General features: G+C 42.6%; 17 protein-coding genes. 15 read left to right on the forward strand and 2 right to left on the reverse strand.

Going from position 1 to position 23385, the window contains the following annotated elements; all coding sequences use genetic code 11:
• Nucleotides 1–24: 24 nt before the first annotated feature.
• The gene (locus MKZ10_RS05680) at nucleotides 25–2013 is read right to left on the reverse strand and encodes an S-layer homology domain-containing protein (RefSeq protein WP_342508676.1); all 1989 of its coding nucleotides are present in this window, start codon (nucleotides 2011–2013) and stop codon (nucleotides 25–27) included.
• Nucleotides 2014–2409: 396 nt separating this feature from the next.
• Here MKZ10_RS05680 and MKZ10_RS05685 point away from each other — a divergent pair, with 396 nt between their 5' ends.
• From MKZ10_RS05685 to rbsB, 9 genes are all read left to right on the forward strand, one after another.
• On the forward strand, nucleotides 2410–3873 hold the full coding sequence (locus MKZ10_RS05685; protein ID WP_342510036.1) for an O-antigen ligase family protein: 1464 nt from the start codon (nucleotides 2410–2412) through the stop codon (nucleotides 3871–3873).
• A 189-nt stretch (nucleotides 3874–4062) separates the two neighbouring features.
• The gene (locus MKZ10_RS05690; RefSeq protein WP_342508678.1) at nucleotides 4063–6267 is read left to right on the forward strand and encodes an S-layer homology domain-containing protein; all 2205 of its coding nucleotides are present in this window, start codon (nucleotides 4063–4065) and stop codon (nucleotides 6265–6267) included.
• Between the two features lie 95 nt (nucleotides 6268–6362).
• Complete coding sequence (locus MKZ10_RS05695) at nucleotides 6363–7508, forward strand: polysaccharide pyruvyl transferase family protein (protein ID WP_342508680.1); 1146 nt, start codon at nucleotides 6363–6365, stop codon at nucleotides 7506–7508.
• Between the two features lie 252 nt (nucleotides 7509–7760).
• Nucleotides 7761–8744: a LacI family DNA-binding transcriptional regulator gene (locus MKZ10_RS05700; protein WP_342508682.1), complete on the forward strand. Its 984-nt coding sequence runs from the start codon at nucleotides 7761–7763 to the stop codon at nucleotides 8742–8744.
• Nucleotides 8741–9625 (forward strand): ribokinase, encoded by an 885-nt coding sequence (rbsK, locus tag MKZ10_RS05705; protein ID WP_342508685.1) that lies wholly within the window; start codon nucleotides 8741–8743, stop codon nucleotides 9623–9625. Before MKZ10_RS05700 ends, rbsK begins: the two co-directional genes overlap by 4 nt.
• Nucleotides 9622–10011, forward strand: a complete 390-nt coding sequence (gene rbsD / locus MKZ10_RS05710) for a D-ribose pyranase (protein WP_342508687.1) — start codon at nucleotides 9622–9624, stop codon at nucleotides 10009–10011. Before rbsK ends, rbsD begins: the two co-directional genes overlap by 4 nt.
• A gap of 21 nt (nucleotides 10012–10032) precedes the next feature.
• Nucleotides 10033–11529, forward strand: a complete 1497-nt coding sequence (locus MKZ10_RS05715; protein WP_342508689.1) for a sugar ABC transporter ATP-binding protein — start codon at nucleotides 10033–10035, stop codon at nucleotides 11527–11529.
• Nucleotides 11516–12457 (forward strand): ribose ABC transporter permease, encoded by a 942-nt coding sequence (gene rbsC, locus MKZ10_RS05720; protein WP_342508691.1) that lies wholly within the window; start codon nucleotides 11516–11518, stop codon nucleotides 12455–12457. Before MKZ10_RS05715 ends, rbsC begins: the two co-directional genes overlap by 14 nt.
• A 13-nt stretch (nucleotides 12458–12470) precedes the next feature.
• On the forward strand, nucleotides 12471–13388 hold the full coding sequence (rbsB, locus tag MKZ10_RS05725) for a ribose ABC transporter substrate-binding protein RbsB (RefSeq protein ID WP_342508693.1): 918 nt from the start codon (nucleotides 12471–12473) through the stop codon (nucleotides 13386–13388).
• 61 nt (nucleotides 13389–13449) lie between these two features.
• Here rbsB and MKZ10_RS05730 read toward each other — a convergent pair whose 3' ends face one another.
• Entirely contained in the window at nucleotides 13450–14121 is a 672-nt protein-coding gene (locus MKZ10_RS05730) for a LytTR family DNA-binding domain-containing protein (protein WP_342508695.1), read from the reverse strand.
• Nucleotides 14122–14326: 205 nt separating this feature from the next.
• Here MKZ10_RS05730 and aceA point away from each other — a divergent pair, with 205 nt between their 5' ends.
• From aceA to MKZ10_RS05760, 6 genes are all read left to right on the forward strand, one after another.
• Nucleotides 14327–15607 carry an isocitrate lyase gene (gene aceA, locus MKZ10_RS05735; protein ID WP_342508697.1) on the forward strand — a complete coding sequence of 427 codons (1281 nt, stop codon included), beginning with the start codon at nucleotides 14327–14329 and terminating at the stop codon, nucleotides 15605–15607.
• A 146-nt stretch (nucleotides 15608–15753) separates the two neighbouring features.
• A complete protein-coding gene (gene aceB, locus MKZ10_RS05740) occupies nucleotides 15754–17358 on the forward strand; it encodes a malate synthase A (RefSeq protein ID WP_342510038.1) in 1605 nt (534 codons plus the stop codon).
• 536 nt (nucleotides 17359–17894) lie between these two features.
• Nucleotides 17895–19061, forward strand: a complete 1167-nt coding sequence (locus MKZ10_RS05745) for an alanine--glyoxylate aminotransferase family protein (protein ID WP_342508699.1) — start codon at nucleotides 17895–17897, stop codon at nucleotides 19059–19061.
• A gap of 727 nt (nucleotides 19062–19788) precedes the next feature.
• The gene (locus tag MKZ10_RS05750) at nucleotides 19789–20541 is read left to right on the forward strand and encodes a DeoR/GlpR family DNA-binding transcription regulator (protein WP_342508701.1); all 753 of its coding nucleotides are present in this window, start codon (nucleotides 19789–19791) and stop codon (nucleotides 20539–20541) included.
• Nucleotides 20538–21458 carry a 1-phosphofructokinase gene (gene pfkB / locus MKZ10_RS05755; RefSeq protein WP_342508703.1) on the forward strand — a complete coding sequence of 307 codons (921 nt, stop codon included), beginning with the start codon at nucleotides 20538–20540 and terminating at the stop codon, nucleotides 21456–21458. The genes MKZ10_RS05750 and pfkB overlap by 4 nt, the downstream gene beginning before the upstream one ends.
• Nucleotides 21458–23320, forward strand: coding sequence for a fructose-specific PTS transporter subunit EIIC (locus MKZ10_RS05760; RefSeq protein ID WP_342508705.1), 1863 nt, complete (start codon nucleotides 21458–21460; stop codon nucleotides 23318–23320). The genes pfkB and MKZ10_RS05760 overlap by 1 nt, the downstream gene beginning before the upstream one ends.
• The last annotated feature ends 65 nt before the right edge of the window (nucleotides 23321–23385 follow it).

The raw sequence follows: 23385 nt of genomic DNA on the forward strand, positions 1-23385 counted from the left end.
GAGAGTGGATGGGGTCACTAAAATTTATTGAGTCGTTACGCGTTCGACGAGGTCTGAGCGAATCCAGCCATAGTCTGATGGTGGATTAGCGTCTGATAGCACTTTGTACCACAGTGCACCATCGCTGCCGATTGTTTCTTCGACAATTACTAAAGGATAGCCAAATGCGGCATTATAACCAGGATCCTTCTGCTTATACGAAAATAGTTTTGTACTTAAAGGATCTGGACTTGTCCTTACATTGACACCGACAGGACCCTTGTAAATAATGCGTCCAAGATCGGCTTGTTTGTAATCGCGTTGACCAAGATATGAATCGATTCGCCACATGTGTCCGGCAACTTTCGCACCCCAGTTTGGATCAGACGCATATTTCACATTGAAGCCTACAGCTTTATTACCCGGAGCGGCTCCGTTAGAATGGCCGCCGAGTGGATTGGCGTAATTAAGATTGATATAGCGTGTGATGAATGCATCAATACTATTGATGGGATGCAAATAGGTAGCTCCTAATTCTGGAGAAGAATCAAATACTTGGATACCAAAAATATTATTTTTCGTTTGGGCATTGCCACTCATTCCGTAATCACTTTCATGGATGGCTGTCGCGAGAATGAACATCGCATTGACACGATGTGTTTCTTCAATTGTCTTCAAATAATCACCAAGGCCGATGAGTTTTGACTGAGTAGTCGCACCTTGATAACGAGCAATTCCTGTATTTTCACGGTCCTTCAGTATTTCATTAATATATCGATTAAGCTCTTCGCTACTATAGGAAGTAGGTTGGCGAACAGATTGAAATTGGAAATATGAATAGTGGGTTATTGTATTTTTCGTACCCATTTCATTAAAATGGACACCATCAAAGCTTGTATATTTTTTACCAACCCGCATAGTTGAAGGAGCTAATCCGATGTAATAAACCCCACGAACTTTTGCCAATTGATTATACGTATTATGATATAATAAACCATCTTGGCCGACTTCATAAAAGTCATAACCTTGGACAAGCTCTGTTGGAACAAGCTCAACTTCGTTAGTTCTTGCATAGAAAGTAGCGCCTGCTAATTCTACAATGACATAATCGGGGCCACTGCCGATATATTTCATCTCACGCCCTTTTTGAATGTATGTCACTTCAGTGCGAAGGGCGGAGTCTAGATAAAGGGAAGTCACTTGTTTAGGATTTTCTGCGCCAAATGCACGCCCGCTCTTCATCTTTACCACTTTGTTGTTTTTAACAATGGCCTGAATAGTGGAAGATGAATTGTATACAGCTAATGCATCTTCATAAGTTTGGTATTGTGCAGGTGTAGGATTCAATTCGCCATTTGAAATACCACTGACCTGATAGACTTCTGGGATGACGCCTGGTGTACTTGGAGCAGTAGGTTTTAGTGAATCTGCTGCCGCAAACATTCTGAACAAAAATGCGGAAGCATGTGCGATTGTTGCGTTATCCTTTGGTTTAAAATAGACACCATCTTTACGGTGATCCCCTCGGATAATATTCAAATTGACGGAGGCGTTAACGGCATCGACAAAGTTAGCTGAAATTTTATTGGAATCCTTGAATGTGAATGTTGATTGTTGAACGGGCAACTTTAAATAACGGAAAGCCTTGTACATCATTCCTGCCATATGTTGTCTTGTGATTTTATCATTGGCTTTGAATGTTCCATCAGGGTAGCCCGATAGAATACCGGCGCCAGCAGCGTTTTGGATTTCAGTTGTTATGCTTGAGTTGGCTTTCAAGTCTTTAAATGTGTACTTGGTAGAAGCCGGTAAATCGAGTGCGCGGGCTATATAGGAAGCAAATTCTCCACGCGTAACTGCCTTGTTTGGGTTGTAATTCATCTTGGCATCTGCCCGGATAACATTTTTGGCAATCCAATAATTCATTTCCATTTCCATTTGATGTCCGTCAATATCACTAGCGAACACTTTTGTTTGGAAGAGTGGCGCAAACAAAAGCAATGTGACTAACGTAAAAGTGACTATTTTTTTCAATTATAATCCTCCCTACTCATTATTCTTCTATATTAGCAGAATTTCATGAGAATGATAGGAGTTGAAGTTACTTGTAATGAAAATGAAACTAAAGGATATGCCACGACGTCATATAAAATGTTATAATATGAAGGACTTTGTTTAACTTGATTCAGCAGAAGTCCCCCACTTCCATAAGTGGGGGGATGAATGCCAGAAAAGTATTTCAATCAGAGGGAGTTCAAACTCCCTGCTGATTCAAGTTAAAGCCTCCGGCGGATGTCACAGATTTTGAAGGGAGTGAATTGAGCAAGCTCAATTCAAAATCTGGACGCAATCACGCCGAGGCGCGATTGATAAAATTACTAGCTAACATCTATTATCGTGCGAGCAGTCGTAGAAAGGGTAAATTCGTTGATGACAATATTAAAAGAGAAATTAAAAGAAAAAGATACATTGTATTTCGTGGTGGCACTGGCTGTCACCGTGATAGCTTTACTCCTTCCTACATCCATTGCGCTTATTGTAAGTTCGGTATTTTTTGTGCTCTTTGCCTTTTTGAGACCACAGCAGAGCTTGCTGTTCCTAGTTGTGTATGTCAGTATTCGTCCGCTTCTTGTGGAAGTGAATTCGGGACTTAAGCTCATTGGGGATCTAATCACACTCGTTGCTTTTGCAAAATTAGTGTTATCGAGTGGGCGAGACTGGAAATCATTGTTTACATTTAAGTGGTTTGAGTGGGCATTTTTTGCCTTCTTACTATTTGGTTCTATTATCGGGCTCACACATGGCGTGTTGCCTTCTTCTATTATTTTCCAAATCAGAACATTTGTTATTATGTACTTGCTCTATTATATTGTGTCAAGGATGTTTTTATCAGAGGGCTGGGTCAAGCAACTGGCATGGATTACGGTTTGGACAAGTTTGATTGTGTCCATTCATGGACTCATTGAAAAGCTATCTATGAGAACGCTATTGTTGCCTGATGTTTGGAAATATAAGACGTTATCTGCCACGAACTTTGTACGAATATATGGATTACCGGGTAATCCGAACTCACTAGGCTTGCTGTTGTTCTTCGGAATAATTGCCATCTTGTATCTTCAATATATCTATAAATCGGAGAAATACAAATGGTTTTTGATGATTAATTTAGTGTTATTCCTTGGTACGTTTATTATGACTTATTCACGCGGGACATGGATTTCAGCTGCGGTATTCGGAGCAGTTTTTATCTTTTCGACAAAGAACTGGAAGGTGTTAAAACGTCTCGCATTGGCGGGCGTTGCTGCACTTGTATTGGTCTATTATCCAGTGAACCTTGGCGTCCAGCTTTTTGCAAAACTAGGGCTAGAAGCGCCACCAACTGGACCAGGCAGTATTGGGGAACGTTTTAATGAAACATTTGATGAGAAAAACTTAGCGCTGATGTCTGAAAGTGGTCGCTTTTTCTATATCGAGAAAGGATTTGAAGTATTTAAGGATAATCCAGTAACAGGTACTGGATTTGGTTCGTTTGGAGGATCTGCTACACTGTCCTACGGATCACCTATTTATAAGTACTACGGAATTCGTTCGGATATTTACGGAGGAAAGTATTTTTACTCAGATAATCAGTATATTCAAGTCATTGCTGAAACTGGAGCGATTGGTGTAGCCTTATTCGCTGCATTTCTTCTCACTATGCTTGGAATGTTCTGGAAAGAACGCAAGACTACTTTTGGTAAATTCATGATTGCCTTTTGGCTTGCAACAGGATTCTCTGGTTTCTACTATAATATTTGGGAACTGAAATTGTATACGATGTTCTTTTTCCTGATATTCGGTGTATTTGCCTCGCAGACGAACCAATATGTTAAGTTGAAAATAAAAGATTTGTGAACGGAGCCGTTCTGAGGAATAAGACTTTCCTCTGAACGGTTTTTTCCTTCTTATAGATTATGGTAATCTGTCGAATCCTCTGGTAAGCTGTATATTCATAGGAAGGGAGAGTGGCGCTTTATCACTAGTAAAGTAGCTTCAATTAAACGTTTTAGTAAACAACTTGCAATAACAGCGGTGGCAGCCTCGTTGATCTGGACTGCACCTGGAAATACATTCGCAAAAGAGACTCCGGTGAAAAGTTATCCAGTATCATCGGGCGTGACATACTCACAATATGCCAATTCGACAACTAATTACATAAACCATCTTTCGGTTAACTTAGGAGATCCTTATACAAAATTAGCAGTTGGTTTACCGGCACCTATTACAAAAACATCGACAACAACTGCCCAAGCCAATCGAGATTCAAGAGATGGTAATCGAGTGGTAGGTGCAGTGAATGCTTCATTTTTTGATATGAAAAGCGGCTTGCCTATGTATTTGATTTCACAAGGGAATAACATTGTAAACGGAGGCGTTATTTCCAAGTCATCTAGCTATTATGTTAGCCAGCCGATTGCCTTTGGTGTGACGAAAGATGGACTCGCTGAAATTGATACATATAAATTAGGTATACATGTCGGCTACAAAGGTCAAAATTATCAAATTACGGGATTGAATCGTGAGCGCCAGAACGATGAAACGATTATTTTTACTCCGCAATACAATAGTAAAAATACTAATTCCAATGAATTCGGGATTGAAGTTGTCATTGATACAGGTCAGCCCATTACGAATACACAGTACGGCCAACAACTGACTGGGAAAGTAGTTAAAGTACGAGACTACGGATCAAAAGAGAAATTAGAAATCCCATCAACAGGGTTTGTCCTATCTGTCCATGGTGCGAAAGGGTTAGAACGCTTTAAGGGCATGAATGTTGGGGATGATGTCTCACTTTCTTTATCCATCGATGATAAATGGATGGATTCTCAATTTATGTTGGCGAGCGGCCCGATGTTAGTAAAAGATGGCCAGCGGAATATTACGATGAACACGTCCAATTGGCGAGCAAGTACACCAACAGCGCGTACAGCCATTGCGATTAGTAAAGATAAGAAGCAAGTGCATTTAGTTACTGTAGACAATGTCAAAGGCTATAGTAAAGGAATGACATTGACGCAGTTTGCTAATTATTTGGTGGCACAAGGCTATGACCGTGCTATCAATTTTGACGGTGGTGGTTCAACTGCTATGGGCATAAGAAATTATGGTAGCAATACTGTGGTATTGGCAAACCGTACTACAGCAGCAGAACGAAGGGTGTCTTCTATTATTGAAGCAATCAGTACAGCACCAGTTAGTGATCCAGCACATTTGAATGTATCGCGTAACCAGGTAGGTACGATGTTGACTGGTGCCACAACTTCTTTAACTGTCAATTATGTGCTCGATACGCACTATAATCCTTTAACAGTAGACACCAGCCAACTAGTAATTACTTCGGAGAAAGGTAATCTATCTGCTACTGGATTATCCTATAGTGCACTGAATGCGGGTGAGGATCGCGTGACTGTGCAATACGGAAATGCGAAACAATCCTTCCCAGTGACAATCGTTAACGAACCAGCGAAGTTGACGATTTCACCGTCTACAACAAAGGTGAAGCCTGGATCTTCAGTCGCATTTAAAGCGAATGCAACGGATGCACAAGGGAAACCAATTATTTACTCACCAGAACAAGCGAAGTGGAGTGTCACAGGTGATATTGGTACAATCACACAGTCTGGTAGCTTCCAAGCAGTCAATAAAGCTGGGCAAGGAACGGTGACAGTGACAATAGGAACAAAAACAGCTAGTATTCCTATCTCGTTAACGGATGGAACACCTGCGTTTACAGATATTCCCGCGAATTATGCCTATTATACAGAGATTAGTTATTTGAAGGATCTCGGCTATATTCGAGGAGATTTGGATGGTAAATTCAATCCAGGCAACACGTTGTCCCGTGAACATGCGGCAGTCATTTTGAGTCGAGTATTTAATCTGAATACAGTAGCAACAAGCGAACAGAAGTTTACAGATGTTCCGGCAACGCATCGCTATGTCAATGAAATCAATGCGATTGCAAATGCTAATTTAGTAGGCGGTAAAGGGGACGGAACATTCGATCCAGCCGGCGAATTGACACGTGCGCAAATGGCAGCAATTCTTGTCAAAGCGTATAATCTATCAGGTGAATCTGCGAAGAAATTTAAGGATGTCCCAGCAGGTCATTGGGCGTATAAGCAAGTTCATATTTTAGCGAATTACGGTATTACGACAGGTAACGAAAAGGGTAATTTCGAACCGAATAAGCCTGTCAATCGCGCACAATTTAGTGCATTCTTGTATCGTAGTATTAATCAGTAATATAGATGGAACCCTTCATTCGTGAGGGTTCCATTTTCATGTGGATGCACTGGTATGATATAATGGGAACATCATGCAGTAAAGGAAGTTGGCCAATGAAAATCGGTATTGTCGGCAATTATGGGAATGATAATAACGGAGATGAAGCGATTTTGCTAAGTATCGTTAAGCAGGTCACATCGACGTTCAATATAAGTAGTGAACAGCTCACTGTCTTTAGTAATAATCCTGAGCAAACGGCAAAACGCTATGGAGTCAGTAGTTTTCCTCTTTATTATAAAAATGGTAATGCGGTTAAAACATTTTTCAAAACGTACCGTCTCAATAAGGAAATCGTGAAGACATTCGATTTACTAATTATTGGCGGCGGTGGTATTTTAATGGACTTGTATCGAAGGGAAGCTCCGTTGTACGGTTCGTATGCCATGATGGCTAAAAATTCGAATACGCCTTATGTCATTTATGGGTGTGGAGCAGGGCCGCTATTATCTGGGTTGGGCAAATGGTTCATCCGTTATATGTGTAAGCACGCGGAAAGTATTTCGGTGCGTGATCCTGAATCGGCAGACTTGTTGCAAGCGATTGGTGTGAAGGAGCAAGTGCAGATCATTGGGGATCCGGCATTTTCACTACGGAAAGTCGTGCAGGACAAAGCAGCTGCTCCGACGAAAATTGGAATTACAGCCGTTCCTTATTATAATGCAGGCTATTGGCCAGAAGGAAATGCTACGATCTATAACGATTACGTTGAAGGTATGGCAAAAAACTTGGACAAGCTTGCGGCGCAACATGATGTCGAACTGACATTTTTTGCGACAAAGTTTCCTCAAGATGCAGATGTGACAAAGGATATTGTGAAAAAAATGATCTACCAAGATAAGACAACAATAATTGACGATAATCTCCTACCGAATATGATTCTTGATATAACGGCACAGCAAGATGTGGTAATCGGCACCAGGTTACATTCACTAATCTTGGCAACCTGTACGGAAACGCCAATTATGGCGATTTCGTATCATCATAAAGTGAGTGACTTCATGAAGCTTGCGAATTTAGAAAAGTATGCATTCCCTATTGGAGATATCCATCATCACCCTACGTTATTCCTGGATGCGTTCAGCGAAATGAAACAAAATTGGCAAGCTACGATTTCAGATACGAAAAGCCTATCTAGTCAGCTATATGAGGAGTCCATGAAGGGAACAAAACAGTTTGTAGATGCAATTAAACATAAATAATGATAAAAAATCCGTCAAAGTGAACGCCACTTTGACGGATTTTTTATAGAATAGAAGTATTTGTTAGGTGCGAAAGATCCACTCTACTGTACTTATGGGGAGCATTTGAAGGACTTAGAAGGAGGCGTTTCTTGAACTGATAGGGCAGTATTTTGAAATCTATTGTATATGTGAAGAGCTATTGACAAATAAATATCTTTGTTGTTATAGTATGTGTAACCGGTTACACATCGGATTGAAAGGGTGTACTAGTTGGCGAATATTCGAGATGTAGCGAAGAAGGCGGGCGTATCTGTCGCGACGATTTCGCGTTATTTGAACAAAAAAGGTTATGTCAGTAAAGAGGCCAAAGAAGTCATTGAGCAAGCTATTAAGGATTTAGATTATAAACCAAATCAAGTGGCGCGGTCTTTGAGCACGAAGCAAACGAAGTTCATTGGCTTAATTGTGCCTGATATTATGAATCCGTTCTTCCCGGAGCTTGCCCGTGCAGTAGAAGATGTGGCATTGATGTATGGCTATACAGTTATACTGTGCAATTCCGATAGAAAGGCCGAAAAAGAAATTCATTATATTGAAACATTGAAGCAGAAATATGTGGCGGGTTTTATTGTCACGACCAACCAATTGCATGCGAGCCACTATCAGAACTTGGAGCTACCGATTGTTGCATTGGACCGTACGATTCATGCAGCTATTCCTACAGTGTCATCGAATAATAAAGAAGGTGCACAAATGGGAACAACCTATTTGCTGGAACAGGGTTGTCGAAATATCGTTTGTTTGCGCGGACCCGAAGGACTTGGACCGGCAGATGATCGGCTAGCTGGCTTTCTAGAGGCAGTTAAAGAGAAAAATATAACAACTCATATTATAGAATGTCCTTTCCATTTTGAGCAGTCGGAAAAGATTGCTCAAAAGTTTCTGTCAGATATACAAGGGATTGATGGTATTTTTGCAAGTAGTGATGTGTCGGCAGCAGGTGTATTGAAGGCGGCGCATACATTAGGAATGAAGGTGCCTGATGATTTGCAAATTGTCGGTTTTGATGGTATTACACTTGGCGGTATGTTGACGCCGGGGTTAACGACAGTAGCGCAGGATATTTATAAGATGGGTACACTTGCGACACGGATGCTTATTAAGTCAATAGAAGGTCTTGAGCTGGAGCATAAAGAAATTCAAGTGCCAGTTAGACTGGTTATTCGCGGGACAACGAGGAGTGAAGAAGGATGATTACAGTTATTGGTAGCATCAATATGGACTTAGTTGTCCAGACGGATGATTTTCCAAAACAAGGTGAAACGGTTTTAGGTCAATTATTTACGACTGTACCGGGCGGCAAAGGTGCTAATCAGGCAGTAGCTGCGGCCCGTCTTGGTGGGCAAGTGCAAATGGTAGCGAGTGTGGGCAATGATAGTTTTGGCTTGGAGCTCCTTGAAAATCTACAAGCAAACGCTGTCGACATTTCAGGAGTTCGACAAAGTTCAGAAGTAGCTTCTGGCATTGCGAATATTTTACTGTCAGATGGAGATAACCGCATCATCGTCGTATCGGGTGCTAATTTTGAAGTAACACCTTCTTATATCGATGAAATGCAAGAAAGTATACGTAAAAGTAAGCTAGTAATCTTACAACTAGAAATTCCGATTCCAACGATTTTACACACGTTGGAACTATGCTCAACTTTAAACATTCCCGTGTTGTTAAATCCAGCACCCGCGGGTGGCTACGATAAAAAATTCATGCGTTATACAACGTATTTGACACCCAATGAAACAGAATGTGAGCAGATTTTTGGGATGGATATGGAATCGGCGTTAGAAAGCCATCCGAATAAATTGATCGTGACACTAGGCAGTGCAGGCGCCCGTTATTATGATGGTGATCGACACATCATTGTTGAAGGATTTAAGACGGAGGTTGTCGATACGACAGGAGCGGGCGATACATTTAACGGTGCATTTGCCTTTGCGATTGTTGAAGGCTATGCATTGAAGGAAGCGGTTCAATTTGCGAATGCAGCTGCATCATTATCTGTTGAAAAATTCGGGGCGCAAGGCGGTATGCCAACACGTACAGATGTGGAAGCCAGACTTGGAAGTGACCAACGATGAAAAAACAAGGGATTTTGAACCGCGAACTGGCAGCGGCTTTTGCCAAGCTGGGTCATACAGATCAGATCACCATTGCAGATTGCGGATTACCTATTCCGGATGGTGTTCGTTGTATAGATCTGTCTTATATCATTGGCAAGCCATCTTTCATTGAAATCCTAGAAGCTGTTTTGGATGATGTTGAAGTAGAATATGCTTTTATTGCAAGTGAAATGGTGAGTGCGAATGCGGAGATCTTTAACAAAGTACATCATAAGATTCCACAAATCGCTGAATTGCCACATGAAGACTTTAAGCAACTAACAAGGAGTTCAAAAGTCATTATCCGTACAGGCGAGGCAACACCTTACGCGAATATTATTTTGCAGTCTGGCGTTATATTTTAAACGGAAGGTGGGTGAACAAACATGATTGAAATGACCGGAATTTCAAAGGCTTTTGATGGCAATAAAGTCCTGAATAATGTTGAGTTTTCTATAAAAAAAGGTGAAATTCACGCACTCATGGGTGAAAATGGTGCTGGGAAATCGACGTTGATGAAAATCTTGACTGGTATTTATGCGCGAGACGCAGGTGAAGTAAAGGTAAAGGGCAAGCTGGTCGATTTTAAAAATCCAAAGGAAGCAGAACGTGCTGGGATTGCGGTTATTCACCAAGAGCTTAATATTTTACCGGATTTGACTGTGACGGAAAACCTGTTCCTTGGTAATGAAAAGACGTTCGGGAAAAGTGGGATTTTAAAGACGGGGAAAATGAATCGAGAAGCCAAAAAGGTTTTATTGGAGCTTGGATTGGATGTCGATGTGAAATCGGTTGCTCGCGATCTTTCAGTTGGAAAGCAGCAAATCATTGAAATTGCGAAAGCGATGTCATCCAATGCAGAAGTGATTATTATGGATGAGCCGACAGCGGCACTCACTGATCGAGAAATTGAGTCACTGTTTGAAACGATTAAAGCATTACAGGAAACGGGCGTTTCTTTCGTTTATATTTCACATCGTATGGAAGAAATTTTTGCGATTTGTGATCGAATTACTATTTTACGGGATGGCAATTATGTCGGCGTTAAAGAGATTAAAGAAACATCCTTCGATGAAATCGTACAGATGATGGTTGGGCGAGAGCTCGGGGAACGTTTCCCGGAACGTCATGCAGAAATTGGCGACGTGAAATTGACTGCTGACGGATTGACGCGAAATGGGCATTTCGAAAATATATCCTTTGAGCTGCGAAAAGGCGAGGTTCTTGGCATCGCAGGTTTGATGGGGGCAGGAAGAACTGAGGTTGCACAGGCACTGTTTGGCTATCGGAAATTGCATAAAGGTGACCTGTTACTCGACGGGAAGCCTGTTAAAATTACGAATCCTCTGCAAGCTAAAAAACTGAGCTTCGGTTATGTCACAGAAGACCGGAAATCGGAAGGACTAATCGTAGAGTTCTCGGTAAAAGACAATTTAAGCTTACCGAATTTTAATAAAATCGCCAGTAACGGCATCATTAAGACGAAGGAAGAACAAAGCTTATACGACAGTATGGTAGAACGATTAGGTATCCGAACTTCGGGTCCACATCAATTGGCAAAATCACTGAGTGGTGGAAACCAGCAAAAGGTTGTTATTGCTAAATGGCTCGGTATTGAGCCTGATGTTTTAATACTGGACGAGCCAACGCGTGGTGTTGATGTTGGAGCGAAAAAAGAAATTTATACGATTATCAATGAGCTTGCTGAAAGAGGTGTCGCGATTTTGATGATTTCATCGGAATTACCTGAAATTATTGGGATGACTGACCGCGTGCTTGTCATGCATGAAGGGACTGTCACGGCAGAACTACAGCGAGAGGATATGACGCAAGAACGAATTATGCATTACGCTACGGGAGGTGACAAAGTTGCTCAAATCTAATTCACAATCGGTACTTCAAAAAATTGGTCCGTTTATTGGGCTACTATTAATTGTTGTAATCATTACGATCATGAGTCCAAATTTCTTAACTTTAAACAATTTACTCAACGTTTTAAGACAGGTGTCTATTAACGCATTAATTGCATTTGGGATGACATTTGTTATTTTAACAGGTGGTATTGATTTATCGGTCGGTTCTATATTAGCGTTGACCGGTGCGGTGACTGCCGGTATGATGGCTAGCGGCGTAGATCCTGTACTAGCGATGTTCCTCGGTTTACTGCTAGGAGCAGTTCTTGGTGCCATCAACGGCGTCATTATTGCGAAAGGAAAAGTTGCTCCTTTCATCGCAACGCTTGCAACGATGACGATTTTCCGTGGGCTAACGTTGGTCTACACGGAAGGACGACCAATTTCTGGACTTGGTGATTCACAAGCATTTCAATTGCTAGGAAAAGGTTACTTCTTCGGGATTCCTGTACCAGTTATTACGATGGCTATCACGTTTGGTGTGTTGTACTTCATTTTGAAGAAGACGACGTTTGGTCGTCGGGTTTATGCAGTCGGGGGCAATGAAGAAGCATCTCGTCTATCAGGGATTAGTGTAGATCGGATTAAGATTTACGTCTACTCGTTAACGGGAGCATTGGCTGCGCTTGCCGCATTGATATTGACATCACGGCTCAATTCAGCTCAACCTACAGCGGGCAGCATGTTTGAACTCGATGCGATTGCCGCGGTTGTGCTCGGTGGAACAAGTTTGACGGGTGGACGCGGTTGGATCGTCGGGACGTTAATCGGCGCGCTCATTATTGGTGTCTTGAATAATGGTTTGAATTTGATTGGTGTATCCTCCTTCTTCCAGCAAGTGGTGAAGGGTGCAGTTATATTAGTTGCAGTACTATTAGATCGTAAAAAAACAGCATAAGGAGATGGGGAAAATGAAGAAAATTCATGTAGCGTTTTTGATGGCGATTATGCTTGTCTTGGCGGCATGTTCGACGGAAGCACCAGGTGCTAAAAAAGAGTCAGAATCAATAGGTGGAGAGGGAGACTTGAAAATTGGTTTCTCTATTTCAACATTGAATAATCCATTTTTCGTGACGTTGAGTGAAGGAGCACAAGCACAAGCAGATGAAATGGGTGCGGAACTCATCGTGATTGATGCACAAGACGATGCTGCTAAACAAGCGAGTGATGTGGAAGACTTAATTCAACAAGGTGTTGATTTGATTTTGATCAACCCAACGGATTCGGAAGCAGTTGTAGCGACTGTTCAATCAGCTAATGATGCAGGGATTCCAGTTATTACAGTTGACCGCAGTTCTGAAGGTGGAGAAGTGGTTTCTCACATTGCTTCGGATAACAAAGCTGGTGGGGAATTAGCAGGACAGTATATGCTTGAGTTACTTGGTGAAGGCGCGAAAGTGGCTGAGTTAGAAGGTATCGCGGGTTCTTCAGCAGCACGTGACCGTGGGGCTGGCTTCAATGAAATTGCGGCAGGTAAATTGGATGTTGTTGCTAAACAAACAGCGAACTTTAACCGTGCAGAGGGCTTAACAGTTATGGAAAATATTTTACAAGCAAATCCTGATATTGTAGGCGTTTTCGCTCATAATGATGAGATGGCACTTGGAGCACTGGAAGCAATTGATGCTGCAGGTAAGGATATTAAAGTGGTTGGTTTTGACGCAACAGATGACGCAGTGAAATCTGTCGAAGAAGGCAAGTTGGCTGGAACTGTTGCTCAAAAACCAGAACAGATTGGTAAGAAAGCAGTAGAGGCAGCTGTACAATCACTTAAAGGTGAAACAGTAGAAGCATCAATTCCAGTTGAATTAGAATTAATTAAGAAATAATTGACTGAAAAACAAGCCGTTAGGGGATTTTCCTAGCGGCTTGTTTTTTTTTTGTGCTTCATCAAAATCCAAGTACTTTTCGCACTTCATTGATATACGTCTGGCTGACAGGTAATTCAGTGCCATCTTTTAGAATGAGTATGAGATTTGAAGAGAAATCTCTGCTGATACGATGAATAGAGGGAATGTTGACGATATAGGAACGGTGAATGCGCAAAAACGTATTCGGCAAACGTAAGTGCAAATCCTTTAATGTATGACTCGTGTTAAAGCGCTCATTTTCAGCATAAAACCATGTTTTCTTCTGCAAGCTTTCTATATGCGTAATCTGTTCAACAGGTAGTAGACTCCAGTCATCCTGTTGCTTACCGGTAAGAAAGCGGAAGGGTTCGTGCTTTAGCACATGATAATTGGGAGGGAGGATAACGACCAACGCCCCGGGTTCACCGTTAAGATGAATCGGATACCCGATGCCATAATAGGACACGCCAAACAATGAATTATCCATAATCGTATCAACTTTACGCTGTTCCATAATGACTCGATCTGCAATGCTCCCAGGTCTAATCACTTGCCCTTCTTTTAATCGGATGTCGTGCAATCCAGCAGCGTAATAGACATAATGCTCGCCAATAGCAATGGCAATAGCCGCATCCTTCGGTATCCAATCCTCCATTATCATAGCGTATTGCAGTAAAACCTCTTTCGAAACTGCCGTTCTCCCCATGGTCATACTCGTTTCCCCCTTCGATTCTATTAGTCGTCTTTTGAATAAACCATTTCATCCCTCAAAAACATTGTTTTGTCCAAATGTACAGACAGTTTTAATTTTCTGTTATATATTACTATATAACAAATTCATCTGTTATGAAACAGTTCGAAAGCATTAATTTTCCGAAACAGTTGACGTTAAAAAATGGGAAGGTGTGTGGGGAAATATGACTAGACAACAACAGATTGCACAATTGGAGAAAAGCTGGGCGGAGGATAGCCGTTGGAAGGGGATTGAGCGCGCTTATTCTGCGGAGGATGTTGTGAGGCTTCGTGGATCTATTCTTATTGAACAAACGCTAGCTACAAAAGGGGCGGAGCGTTTATGGAAATCACTTCATGAAGAAGACTTCATAAATGCACTTGGAGCGTTGACAGGAAATCAGGCAGTGCAACAAGTGAAGGCTGGACTACAAGCTATCTATTTAAGTGGTTGGCAAGTGGCGGCAGATGCGAATCTTTCAGGTCAAATGTATCCAGACCAAAGTTTATATCCAGCAAACAGTGTGCCATCAGTTGTTAAACGTATTAACCAAGCACTTCAACGGGCAGACCAAATTGACCATGCAGAGGGACGAGAAGATGGTTTTGACTGGTTTGCGCCGATTGTAGCAGATGCTGAGGCAGGATTTGGTGGACCTCTAAATGTTTTCGAATTAATGAAAGGCATGATTGAAGCAGGTGCGGCGGGCGTTCACTTGGAGGACCAACTAGCATCTGAAAAGAAATGTGGGCATTTAGGCGGTAAAGTATTGTTACCAACACAAAATGCCATTCGTAACTTGGTAGCTGCAAGACTTGCGGCTGATGTACTTGGTGTACCAACTGTGTTGATCTCACGTACAGATGCAGATGCAGCCGATATGGTGACAAGTGATATTGACCCTGTGGATAAAGACTTCTTAACAGGAGAGCGTACACCTGAAGGATTTTACCGTACAAAACCAGGAATCGATCAAGCGATTGCACGTGGATTGGCTTATGCACCGTATGCAGATCTTGTATGGTGTGAAACATCTCATCCTTCATTGGAAGAAGCACAGCAATTTGCGGATGCTATCCATGCGAAGTTTCCGGGCAAGAAGCTGGCTTATAACTGTTCACCTTCCTTCAACTGGGAAGCGAATTTGGATCAAGAAACGATTGCGAAATACCAAGTGGAGCTCGGCAAAATGGGCTACAAATTCCAGTTCGTGACACTTGCAGGTTTCCACTCTTTGAACCACAGTATGTTCAATCTTGCGCATGACTATAAAGACAATGGCATGGCGGCGTATTCGAAACTGCAACAAGCTGAGTTTGCCAATGAAGACAAAGGCTACACAGCGACAAGACACCAACGCGAAGTAGGTACAGGGTACTTTGATGAAGTGTCACAAATCATTTCGGGCGGTACGTCTTCGACGACGGCAATGCAAGGTTCAACGGAAGTCGCGCAGTTTGTTTGATTTGAATAAATGAATAACAGCGAAGGCGCCTTAAAAGGGGTCGCCGAAGCCATAAGACTGGCGGCGAAGCTGCTTGGCTTATGGTGAGAGGCATCCCCGAGCGCCGTAGCGAGTTCAATGGAATTGAATCGAGGAGGGTGATCAATCTGTCTACTCAACAAGTGACATCGCATTCGATAAAAGTTTTAGGGGAGTTAACGGCTGGAAGTGAAGAAATATTAACACCGCAAGCATTGGCGTTTCTACAAACTCTTCATGATAACTTCGATGGGAGAAGGAAAGAGCTACTTGCAAAGCGGCAAGAGCGCCAACGTGATATTGATCGGGGGGGCAAACTGGATTTCTTGCCCGAAACGCAAACTATCCGACAAGGGGATTGGACGATTGCGCCTCTTCCCGAAGATCTTGAGGATAGACGAGTAGAAATTACGGGTCCAGTTGACCGGAAAATGGTCATCAATGCCTTGAATTCTGGTGCGAAAACCTTCATGGCTTGTTTTGAAGATGCGACATCTCCAACATGGGCAAACATGCTGGAAGGGCAACTCAATATGAGGGATGCTGTTCGTAGAACAATTGAATTTGAACAGCAGCCGAATGGCAAAACATATAAGTTAACCGATGAGATTGCTGTATTGATGATTCGCCCGCGTGGGTTGCATTTATCGGAGAAAAACATCTTTGTGAATGGCGAGCCGATTGCGGGAGGCTTCTTTGATTTTGGACTGTATATGTTCCATAATGCGAAAGAATTAATAGCAAGAGGCTCGGGACCGTACTTTTATTTACCAAAGCTGGAGAGTCATTTGGAGGCGAGATTGTGGAATGATGTGTTTGTTTTTGCACAGCGGCAACTTGGTATTCCAAACGGTACAATCCGGGCAACAGTATTAATTGAAACGATTATGGCGGCGTTTGAGATGGATGAAATCTTGTATGAGCTACGGGATCATTCCGCAGGCTTGAATTGTGGGCGTTGGGATTATATTTTCAGCTTTATCAAACGACTGCGCAATCGTTCGGATGTTATTTTACCAGATCGTGGGCAAGTGACGATGACGTCTCCGTTCATGCGGGCGTACACATTGCTTTGTGTGCAAACTTGTCATAAACGGAATGCACCAGCCATTGGGGGAATGGCGGCGCAAATTCCGATTAAAAATGATACGCAAGCAAACGAAGAAGCTTTTGCTAAAGTGAGTGAGGATAAGCGTCGAGAAGCAACAGACGGACATGACGGCACATGGGTAGCGCATCCAGGGCTAGTCGCTGTCGCTTTGGAGCAATTCAACGAACATATGCCGACGCCGAATCAGATTGATCGAAAACGGCAGGATGTCCAGGTGACTGCGGAGGATTTAGTGGAAGTGCCATTTGGAACGATTACGGAGCAAGGACTGCGCGTGAATTGCAGTGTCGGTGTTCAGTATATTGCTTCTTGGTTGAGAGGAAATGGTGCAGTGCCCATAAATAATTTGATGGAAGACGCTGCGACCGCAGAAATTTCGAGGTCACAAGTATGGCAATGGATTCGCCATGCACAAGGGAAATTGGAGGATGGTCGCGATATTTCAGAACAATTGGTGTCGGATATATTGAAGGAAGAATTAGAATTGATTCGACAGACAGTCGGTGAAGGTAATTTCCACATTGGGAAATACGAAGAGGCGGCTGAACTATTTTCAACATTGACCTTGCAAAATAATTTTATAGAGTTTTTGACCTTGCCTGGGTATGACAAAATAAAATGAATCAACATTATAATCCGAACAAGGTTGATTAACGCTTCAGGCGGACGCTTTCCGCGGGCACGGCTTCAATCTCCTCGTCACTACGTTCCTGCGGGGCTTTCAGCTCGCGCTGTTCCCGCAGGAGTCGCCGCCCTATGCTCCAATCAACGAAAGTAGACTGTTATAGTTACGAACACTACAACAGAAAATCATATAATGATTCTCTTTTTAGTGATAATAAGTAATTAAAAAATCGAGTAAAATGGAGGAGATTAGTATGCAAACGAACACGAACAGAAGTGACAAGCCAAAGAAAATTTGTCGGGAATGTGGTTGTGAAATCGTAGAGAAGGTGGACTCTCCTCTTTACGAGTGTGAGCGGTGTATGGGTTTAAATGAAGAATGATTGTAGAAACGGCTCTATTTCTTTGCGTGGGGAGTGGGCCGTTTTTATCGTTAATAAAGGGTTTTCGTGATGTCTATTGAAGTAATTTAGTAATCATGTATGATGAGGCTAGACTTCACAAGTAATCTGAAAAAAGTAAGGGGGAATTTTTATGCGTAATGAAGAAATGTTATTAATACCAGGACCAACGCCAGTAGTCGATTCGATTTATGATGCGATGGCGAGTGAAACGAGAGGACATACGGATCCGCGCTTTGTCGCCATTTATAAAAACGCCATTGAGCAGACGAGGGCAATGCTGCAAACAGATGGGGAAGTGTTTGTCGTTGCTGGTTCGGGAACGATTGCGATGGAAATGGCGCTCGTCAACACAGTTGTTGCTGGTGAAAAAATCCTAGTCATTAGTCAAGGCTATTTCGGCGATCGCTTTATTACACTAGGGCAGGCCTTTGGTATTGAAGTGGATGTGCTGCAAGCGGAATGGGGCAAGCAAGTAGCTCCGGCAGATGTGGAGGCGAAACTGGCAGCAGGGCAGTATAAAGCAGTGACGGTTACACATGCCGATACTTCGACAGGCGTTGCAGCTAACCTGGATGCGCTCGTACCAATCGTGAAAAAACATGGAGCACTTGTCATTTTGGATGGTGTCTGTGCAACGGCTGCGATGGAAGAGGATATGGGCAAAACTTACGGTGATCCTAACTATAAGATTGATATTATTTTAACAGGCTCCCAAAAAGCAATCGGCGTACCACCGGGACTGGCGATTGTTGCCTTTAACCAAACCGCGCTGGCTGCACGGAAGCAAATTGAGCGTGTGCCAGCTTATTATTGCGATATTTACAATTGGATTCCGATTATGAATGATCCATCCAAATACTTTGCTACACCTCCTGTGAACTTGATTTATGCTTATGATGAAGGGATGCGTCTCGTTTCGGAAGAGGGTATGTCGGCAAGAATTAGACGCCACACTGCATTTGGTAAAGCGGTGCGTGCTTCTCTAGGCGAATACGGCATGACAGCATTAGCCGATGAAACCGTTGCGGCTTCGACGTTGAGCTGTATTCTTTATCCGGAAGGCGTAGACGATGTGGTATTCCGTTCAGCACTGGCGAAAAAAGGTGTCATTGTCGCAGGCTCGCTTGCTCATTTAGCAGGAAAAGCCTTCCGTATTGGACATATGGGCAATACGACGGAAGAAATGTTAGAACAAGCCATCCGTTCAATCGGCGAAACGTTGAATCAAATCGGACACGCTGTTGATGTAGAGAAGGCTGTTGGGCGGTTTAAGGAAGAAGTTTTGTTAGGCGTTTAAGAAGATATGAGCAAGTCATTCTGGTGTAGACACTGGAATGACTTGTTTTTTATGCTTGTTTACTGAAAAGATAGCTCAGTTCATCCGGCGTAGTCCAGTTTGCTGAAAAGGTAGTTCAGTTTCACCTTAAGGTAGTCGAGTTTGCGAAATCGGTAGTCCAATTCGCCCGGCGTAGCTCAGTTTGCCGAAAGGGTAGTCCAGTTTCAGCATAAGGTAGTCGAGTTTACGAAATCGGTAGCTCAGTTCATCCGGCGTAGCTCAGTTTGCTGAAAAGGTAGTTCAGTTCATCCGGCGTAGCTCAGTTTGCTGAAAAGGTAGTTCAGTTCGCCCGGCGTAGCTCAGTTTGCCGAAAAGGTAGTCCAGTTTCAGCATAAGGTAGTCGAGTTCACGAAATCGGTAGCTCAGTTCATCCGGCGTAACTCAGTTTGCTGAAAAGGTAGTCCAGTTTCACCTTAAGGTAGTCGAGTTTGCGAAATCGGTAGCTCAGTTCATCCGGCGTAGCTCAGTTTGCCGAAAGGGTAGTCCAGTTTTCCAAATAGGTAGCCCAGTTTCAAAGTTAAGCCGTACAACCTCTCAATTTCAATTAATTAACCCTATCAAACAGTTATATTCAATCAAAAACAATCATTAATTAATCATTTATGACTGTTTTTGATTATTCGTGATTGCTTTTAATCGTAATTCAGTTATAATTGAAATATACAGAAAACAGTGGAGGTGATTATTCATGTTAACTTCAGAGAGACATCAGCTCATCTTGCAAATTGTCAAGGAACAGGGCGTTGTGAAAATACAAGATTTGGTGGATGCGACACAGGCTTCTGAGTCAACGATTCGAAGAGATTTAACAGTACTGGAAGAGGAACAATTTTTAAAGCGTGTACATGGCGGCGCAGCTAAATTGCATGGGATGATTATTGAACCGAGCATGCCAGAAAAAGTGAATCGTAATTTGAGTGAGAAGCAAAAGATTGCGAAGTTTGCTGCCAGTTTAGTTGAGGAAGGTGATTGCATTTATTTGGATGCTGGTTCAACGATTACGGAAATGATCGATTACCTACCGGAAAAAGATCTTGTTGTCGTAACAAATGGCTTGATGCATGTCGAGCGATTATTGGATAAGGGGATACGCGTCTATGTGACTGGCGGTTATGCGAAAGCGGGGACTCGAGCACTGGCGGGTGGTAGTGCATTAATCAGCTTGGAGCAATATCACTTTGACAAGTGTTTTTTAGGGGCAAATGGTATTCATACGGTGCATGGATTTACGACACCTGATCCTGAGGAAGCTTTGGTGAAAAAGAAAGCGCTGTCAATGTCGCGAGAAACGTTTGTGCTGGCAGACAACACGAAGTTTGGTGAGATTTCATTTGCTAAAATAACGGATTTGAAAAAGATTACGATTATTACAGATGCGTTAGATGAAGACATCATAGATTTATATAAAGATAAAACAACAGTAAGGGTTGTGACCTCATGATTTATACAATGACATTAAATCCTTCGATTGATTACTTAATCACACTCGAACAGCTACAACTGGGTGCGTTAAATCGGATTGAACACGATGCCAAATTTCCTGGTGGAAAAGGCATTAATGTATCACGCGTGCTGAAACGTTTAGGAGTGGACAGTAGGCCGTTAGGGTTTATCGGTGGCTTTACAGGTGCTTATTTGGAACGTTATTTAGAAGCAGAGCAGATTACAACAGATTTTGTGCATGTCAAAGAAGATACAAGAATTAATGTGAAATTAACGACGGATGTTGAAACGGAGATTAATGGGCAAGGACCGATGATTACCAAAGCGGAGTATGAACAGCTCCAAGTGAAAATTAAGTATCTTCCGGAAGGCAGCACGTTAATTTTATCAGGCAGTGTACCGGCGGCTTTACCGGAGACAACGTATGAGGATTTAATCAAACTTTGTGTGGCAAATGGTGTGCAGTTTGTGGTGGATGCGGAAGGTGAGTTATTACAGAAAGCAATTACGTATCGCCCGTTCCTCATCAAGCCAAATCACCATGAATTGGGCGGATTATTTAATGTGGAGATTGCAGAACCAGCGGCAGCGATTCCCTATGCAAGGCAATTAGTCGAGCAAGGCGCGCAAAATGTCATTGTTTCATTAGCTGGAAAAGGGGCGGTATTTGTCAATGCCAAGCTTGCGTTAATCTCTTCAGTGCCTACTGGTGAATTAAAAAGTTCAGTAGGTGCAGGCGATTCGTTGGTGGCAGGTTTTTTGGCGAAATATTTACAAACGAATGATGTTGAGGAAGCATTCAAGTATGGCGTGGCAACAGGTAGTGCAACGGCATTTTCTGTTGGCCTAGCGATGAAAGAAAAAATCGAACAGTTATACCCACAAATCTCAATTATTGAAAGGAGCGAATTCTAATGAAAATCACTGATTTATTAACAAAAGAAACGATTGTTTTGTCCATGAGGGGTACCGATAAAAAGGGCGCCATTGAGGAACTGGTCACCCAACTAGATCGAGCAGGGAAGCTTGCTGATCCTGCTCGATTTACAGCAGCCATTTTAGCAAGGGAAGCACAAAGTACGACAGGTATTGGTGAGGGCATTGCGATTCCACATGCTAAAACAACAGCTGTGAAAGCACCGGCAATTGCGTTTGGGAAATCACAAACAGGTATTGAATATGAGTCATTAGATAATAAACCAGCTCATTTGTTTTTCATGATTGCAGCACCGGATGGCGCGAATGATACGCATTTAGCAGCGCTAGCACGCCTTTCAGGTATGTTGATGAATGACAAGGTTCGAAAATTACTATTGGCAGCTAATTCAGAGGATGAAGTTCTAGAGATTATTAACGAGCATGATCAAGAAGAGGAAACAGTGAAAGCGGTTCCGACAGGTGGCCATACCATTGTAGCTGTGACAGCTTGTCCAACTGGAATTGCCCACACGTATATGGCGGCGGATGCTTTGAAGGCAAAAGCGGAAGAAATGGGCGTTTCGATTAAAGTAGAAACAAATGGTTCTGGTGGAGCTAAAAATGTATTAACGAAGGAAGATATTAAAAATGCAACGGCTGTTATTATTGCAGCGGATACAAAGGTGGATACCAATCGTTTTATTGGTAAACATGTGATTCAGGCACCGGTTGCAGCGGGGATTCGTCGCCCTCAGGAACTAATTGAAAAAGCGGTCAATCAGGACGCGCCGCTATTTAAAGGTGATGGTAACGAGAGTGCTAGTGAAGAGGGAGCAGCGAAGAAATCATACTTTTATAAGCATTTAATGAACGGTGTTTCCAATATGCTACCATTCGTCGTAGGTGGTGGGATTTTAATCGCAATTTCGTTTATGTTTGGTATTCTTTCAGCTAATCCAGATGATCCATCCTACAATGAATTCGCAGCGGCACTCATGACGATTGGTGGCGGCAATGCGTTTGGATTAATGATTCCTGTTCTTGCTGGTTTTATCGCGATGAGTATTGGTGATCGTCCAGGATTTGCGCCGGGTATGGTTGGTGGCTTAATGGCAGCGACGGGCGGAGCTGGTTTTCTTGGTGGATTGATTGCCGGATTTTTAGCCGGCTATATCGTTCTATTACTGAAAAAGCTCTTTGCAGGACTACCATCTTCATTGGAAGGGATCAAGCCTGTATTGCTCTACCCGTTATTCGGTATATTCTTAACGGGTGTAATCATGTTATTTGTAGTGATGGACCCGGTTACAGCACTTAACGCAGGACTTTCAAATTGGTTGAATGGTTTAGGAACAGGGAACCTAGTGTTGATGGGCGTTATTCTTGGTGGAATGATGGCTGTTGATATGGGTGGACCAATTAATAAAGCAGCCTTTACATTTGGTATTGCAATGATTGATGCGGGAAATTTTGCACCACACGCAGCCATTATGGCGGGCGGCATGGTGCCGCCACTTGGGATAGCACTTGCTACAACATTCTTTAAGAAAAAATTTACGAGGGCAGAGAAAGATGCCGGAAAAACGAACTATATTATGGGTGCAACCTTTATTACTGAAGGCGCCATCCCATTTGCAGCCGCAGACCCAATGCGCGTGTTACCAGCAGCGATTATCGGCTCCGCTGTTGCAGGTGGATTAACGGCGATGTTTAAAATTGGTTTGCCAGCTCCACATGGTGGTATATTCGTTATTCCTATCATTGAAGGGAATCCATTCTTATACCTCCTTGCCATCGTAGTAGGGAGTTTGGTTACAGCGTTGATTGTAGGTCTATGGAAGAAACCTGTTCAGGTGTAATTAAATACGCTGTGATAACCCCATTTCGTGTAGTTGCGAAATGGGGTTTTTATATGAGGAAAGGT

The sequence above is a fragment of the Sporosarcina sp. FSL K6-2383 genome, from assembly GCF_038618305.1.
Classification (GTDB): Bacteria; Bacillota; Bacilli; order Bacillales_A; family Planococcaceae; genus Sporosarcina.

Bases quoted from the DNA above. Each gene is read 5' to 3' on its own strand.
- MKZ10_RS05685 (WP_342510036.1), top strand. From the start codon at position 2,410: ATGACAATATTAAAAGAGAAATTAAAAGAAAAAGATACATTGTATTTC.
- MKZ10_RS05695 (WP_342508680.1), top strand. From the start codon at position 6,363: ATGAAAATCGGTATTGTCGGCAATTATGGGAATGATAATAACGGAGAT.
- rbsK (WP_342508685.1), top strand. From the start codon at position 8,741: ATGATTACAGTTATTGGTAGCATCAATATGGACTTAGTTGTCCAGACG.
- rbsD (WP_342508687.1), top strand. From the start codon at position 9,622: ATGAAAAAACAAGGGATTTTGAACCGCGAACTGGCAGCGGCTTTTGCC.
- MKZ10_RS05715 (WP_342508689.1), top strand. From the start codon at position 10,033: ATGATTGAAATGACCGGAATTTCAAAGGCTTTTGATGGCAATAAAGTC.
- rbsB (WP_342508693.1), top strand. From the start codon at position 12,471: ATGAAGAAAATTCATGTAGCGTTTTTGATGGCGATTATGCTTGTCTTG.
- MKZ10_RS05730 (WP_342508695.1), bottom strand. From the start codon at position 14,121: ATGACCATGGGGAGAACGGCAGTTTCGAAAGAGGTTTTACTGCAATAC.
- aceA (WP_342508697.1), top strand. From the start codon at position 14,327: ATGACTAGACAACAACAGATTGCACAATTGGAGAAAAGCTGGGCGGAG.
- MKZ10_RS05745 (WP_342508699.1), top strand. From the start codon at position 17,895: ATGCGTAATGAAGAAATGTTATTAATACCAGGACCAACGCCAGTAGTC.
- MKZ10_RS05750 (WP_342508701.1), top strand. From the start codon at position 19,789: ATGTTAACTTCAGAGAGACATCAGCTCATCTTGCAAATTGTCAAGGAA.
- pfkB (WP_342508703.1), top strand. From the start codon at position 20,538: ATGATTTATACAATGACATTAAATCCTTCGATTGATTACTTAATCACA.
- MKZ10_RS05760 (WP_342508705.1), top strand. From the start codon at position 21,458: ATGAAAATCACTGATTTATTAACAAAAGAAACGATTGTTTTGTCCATG.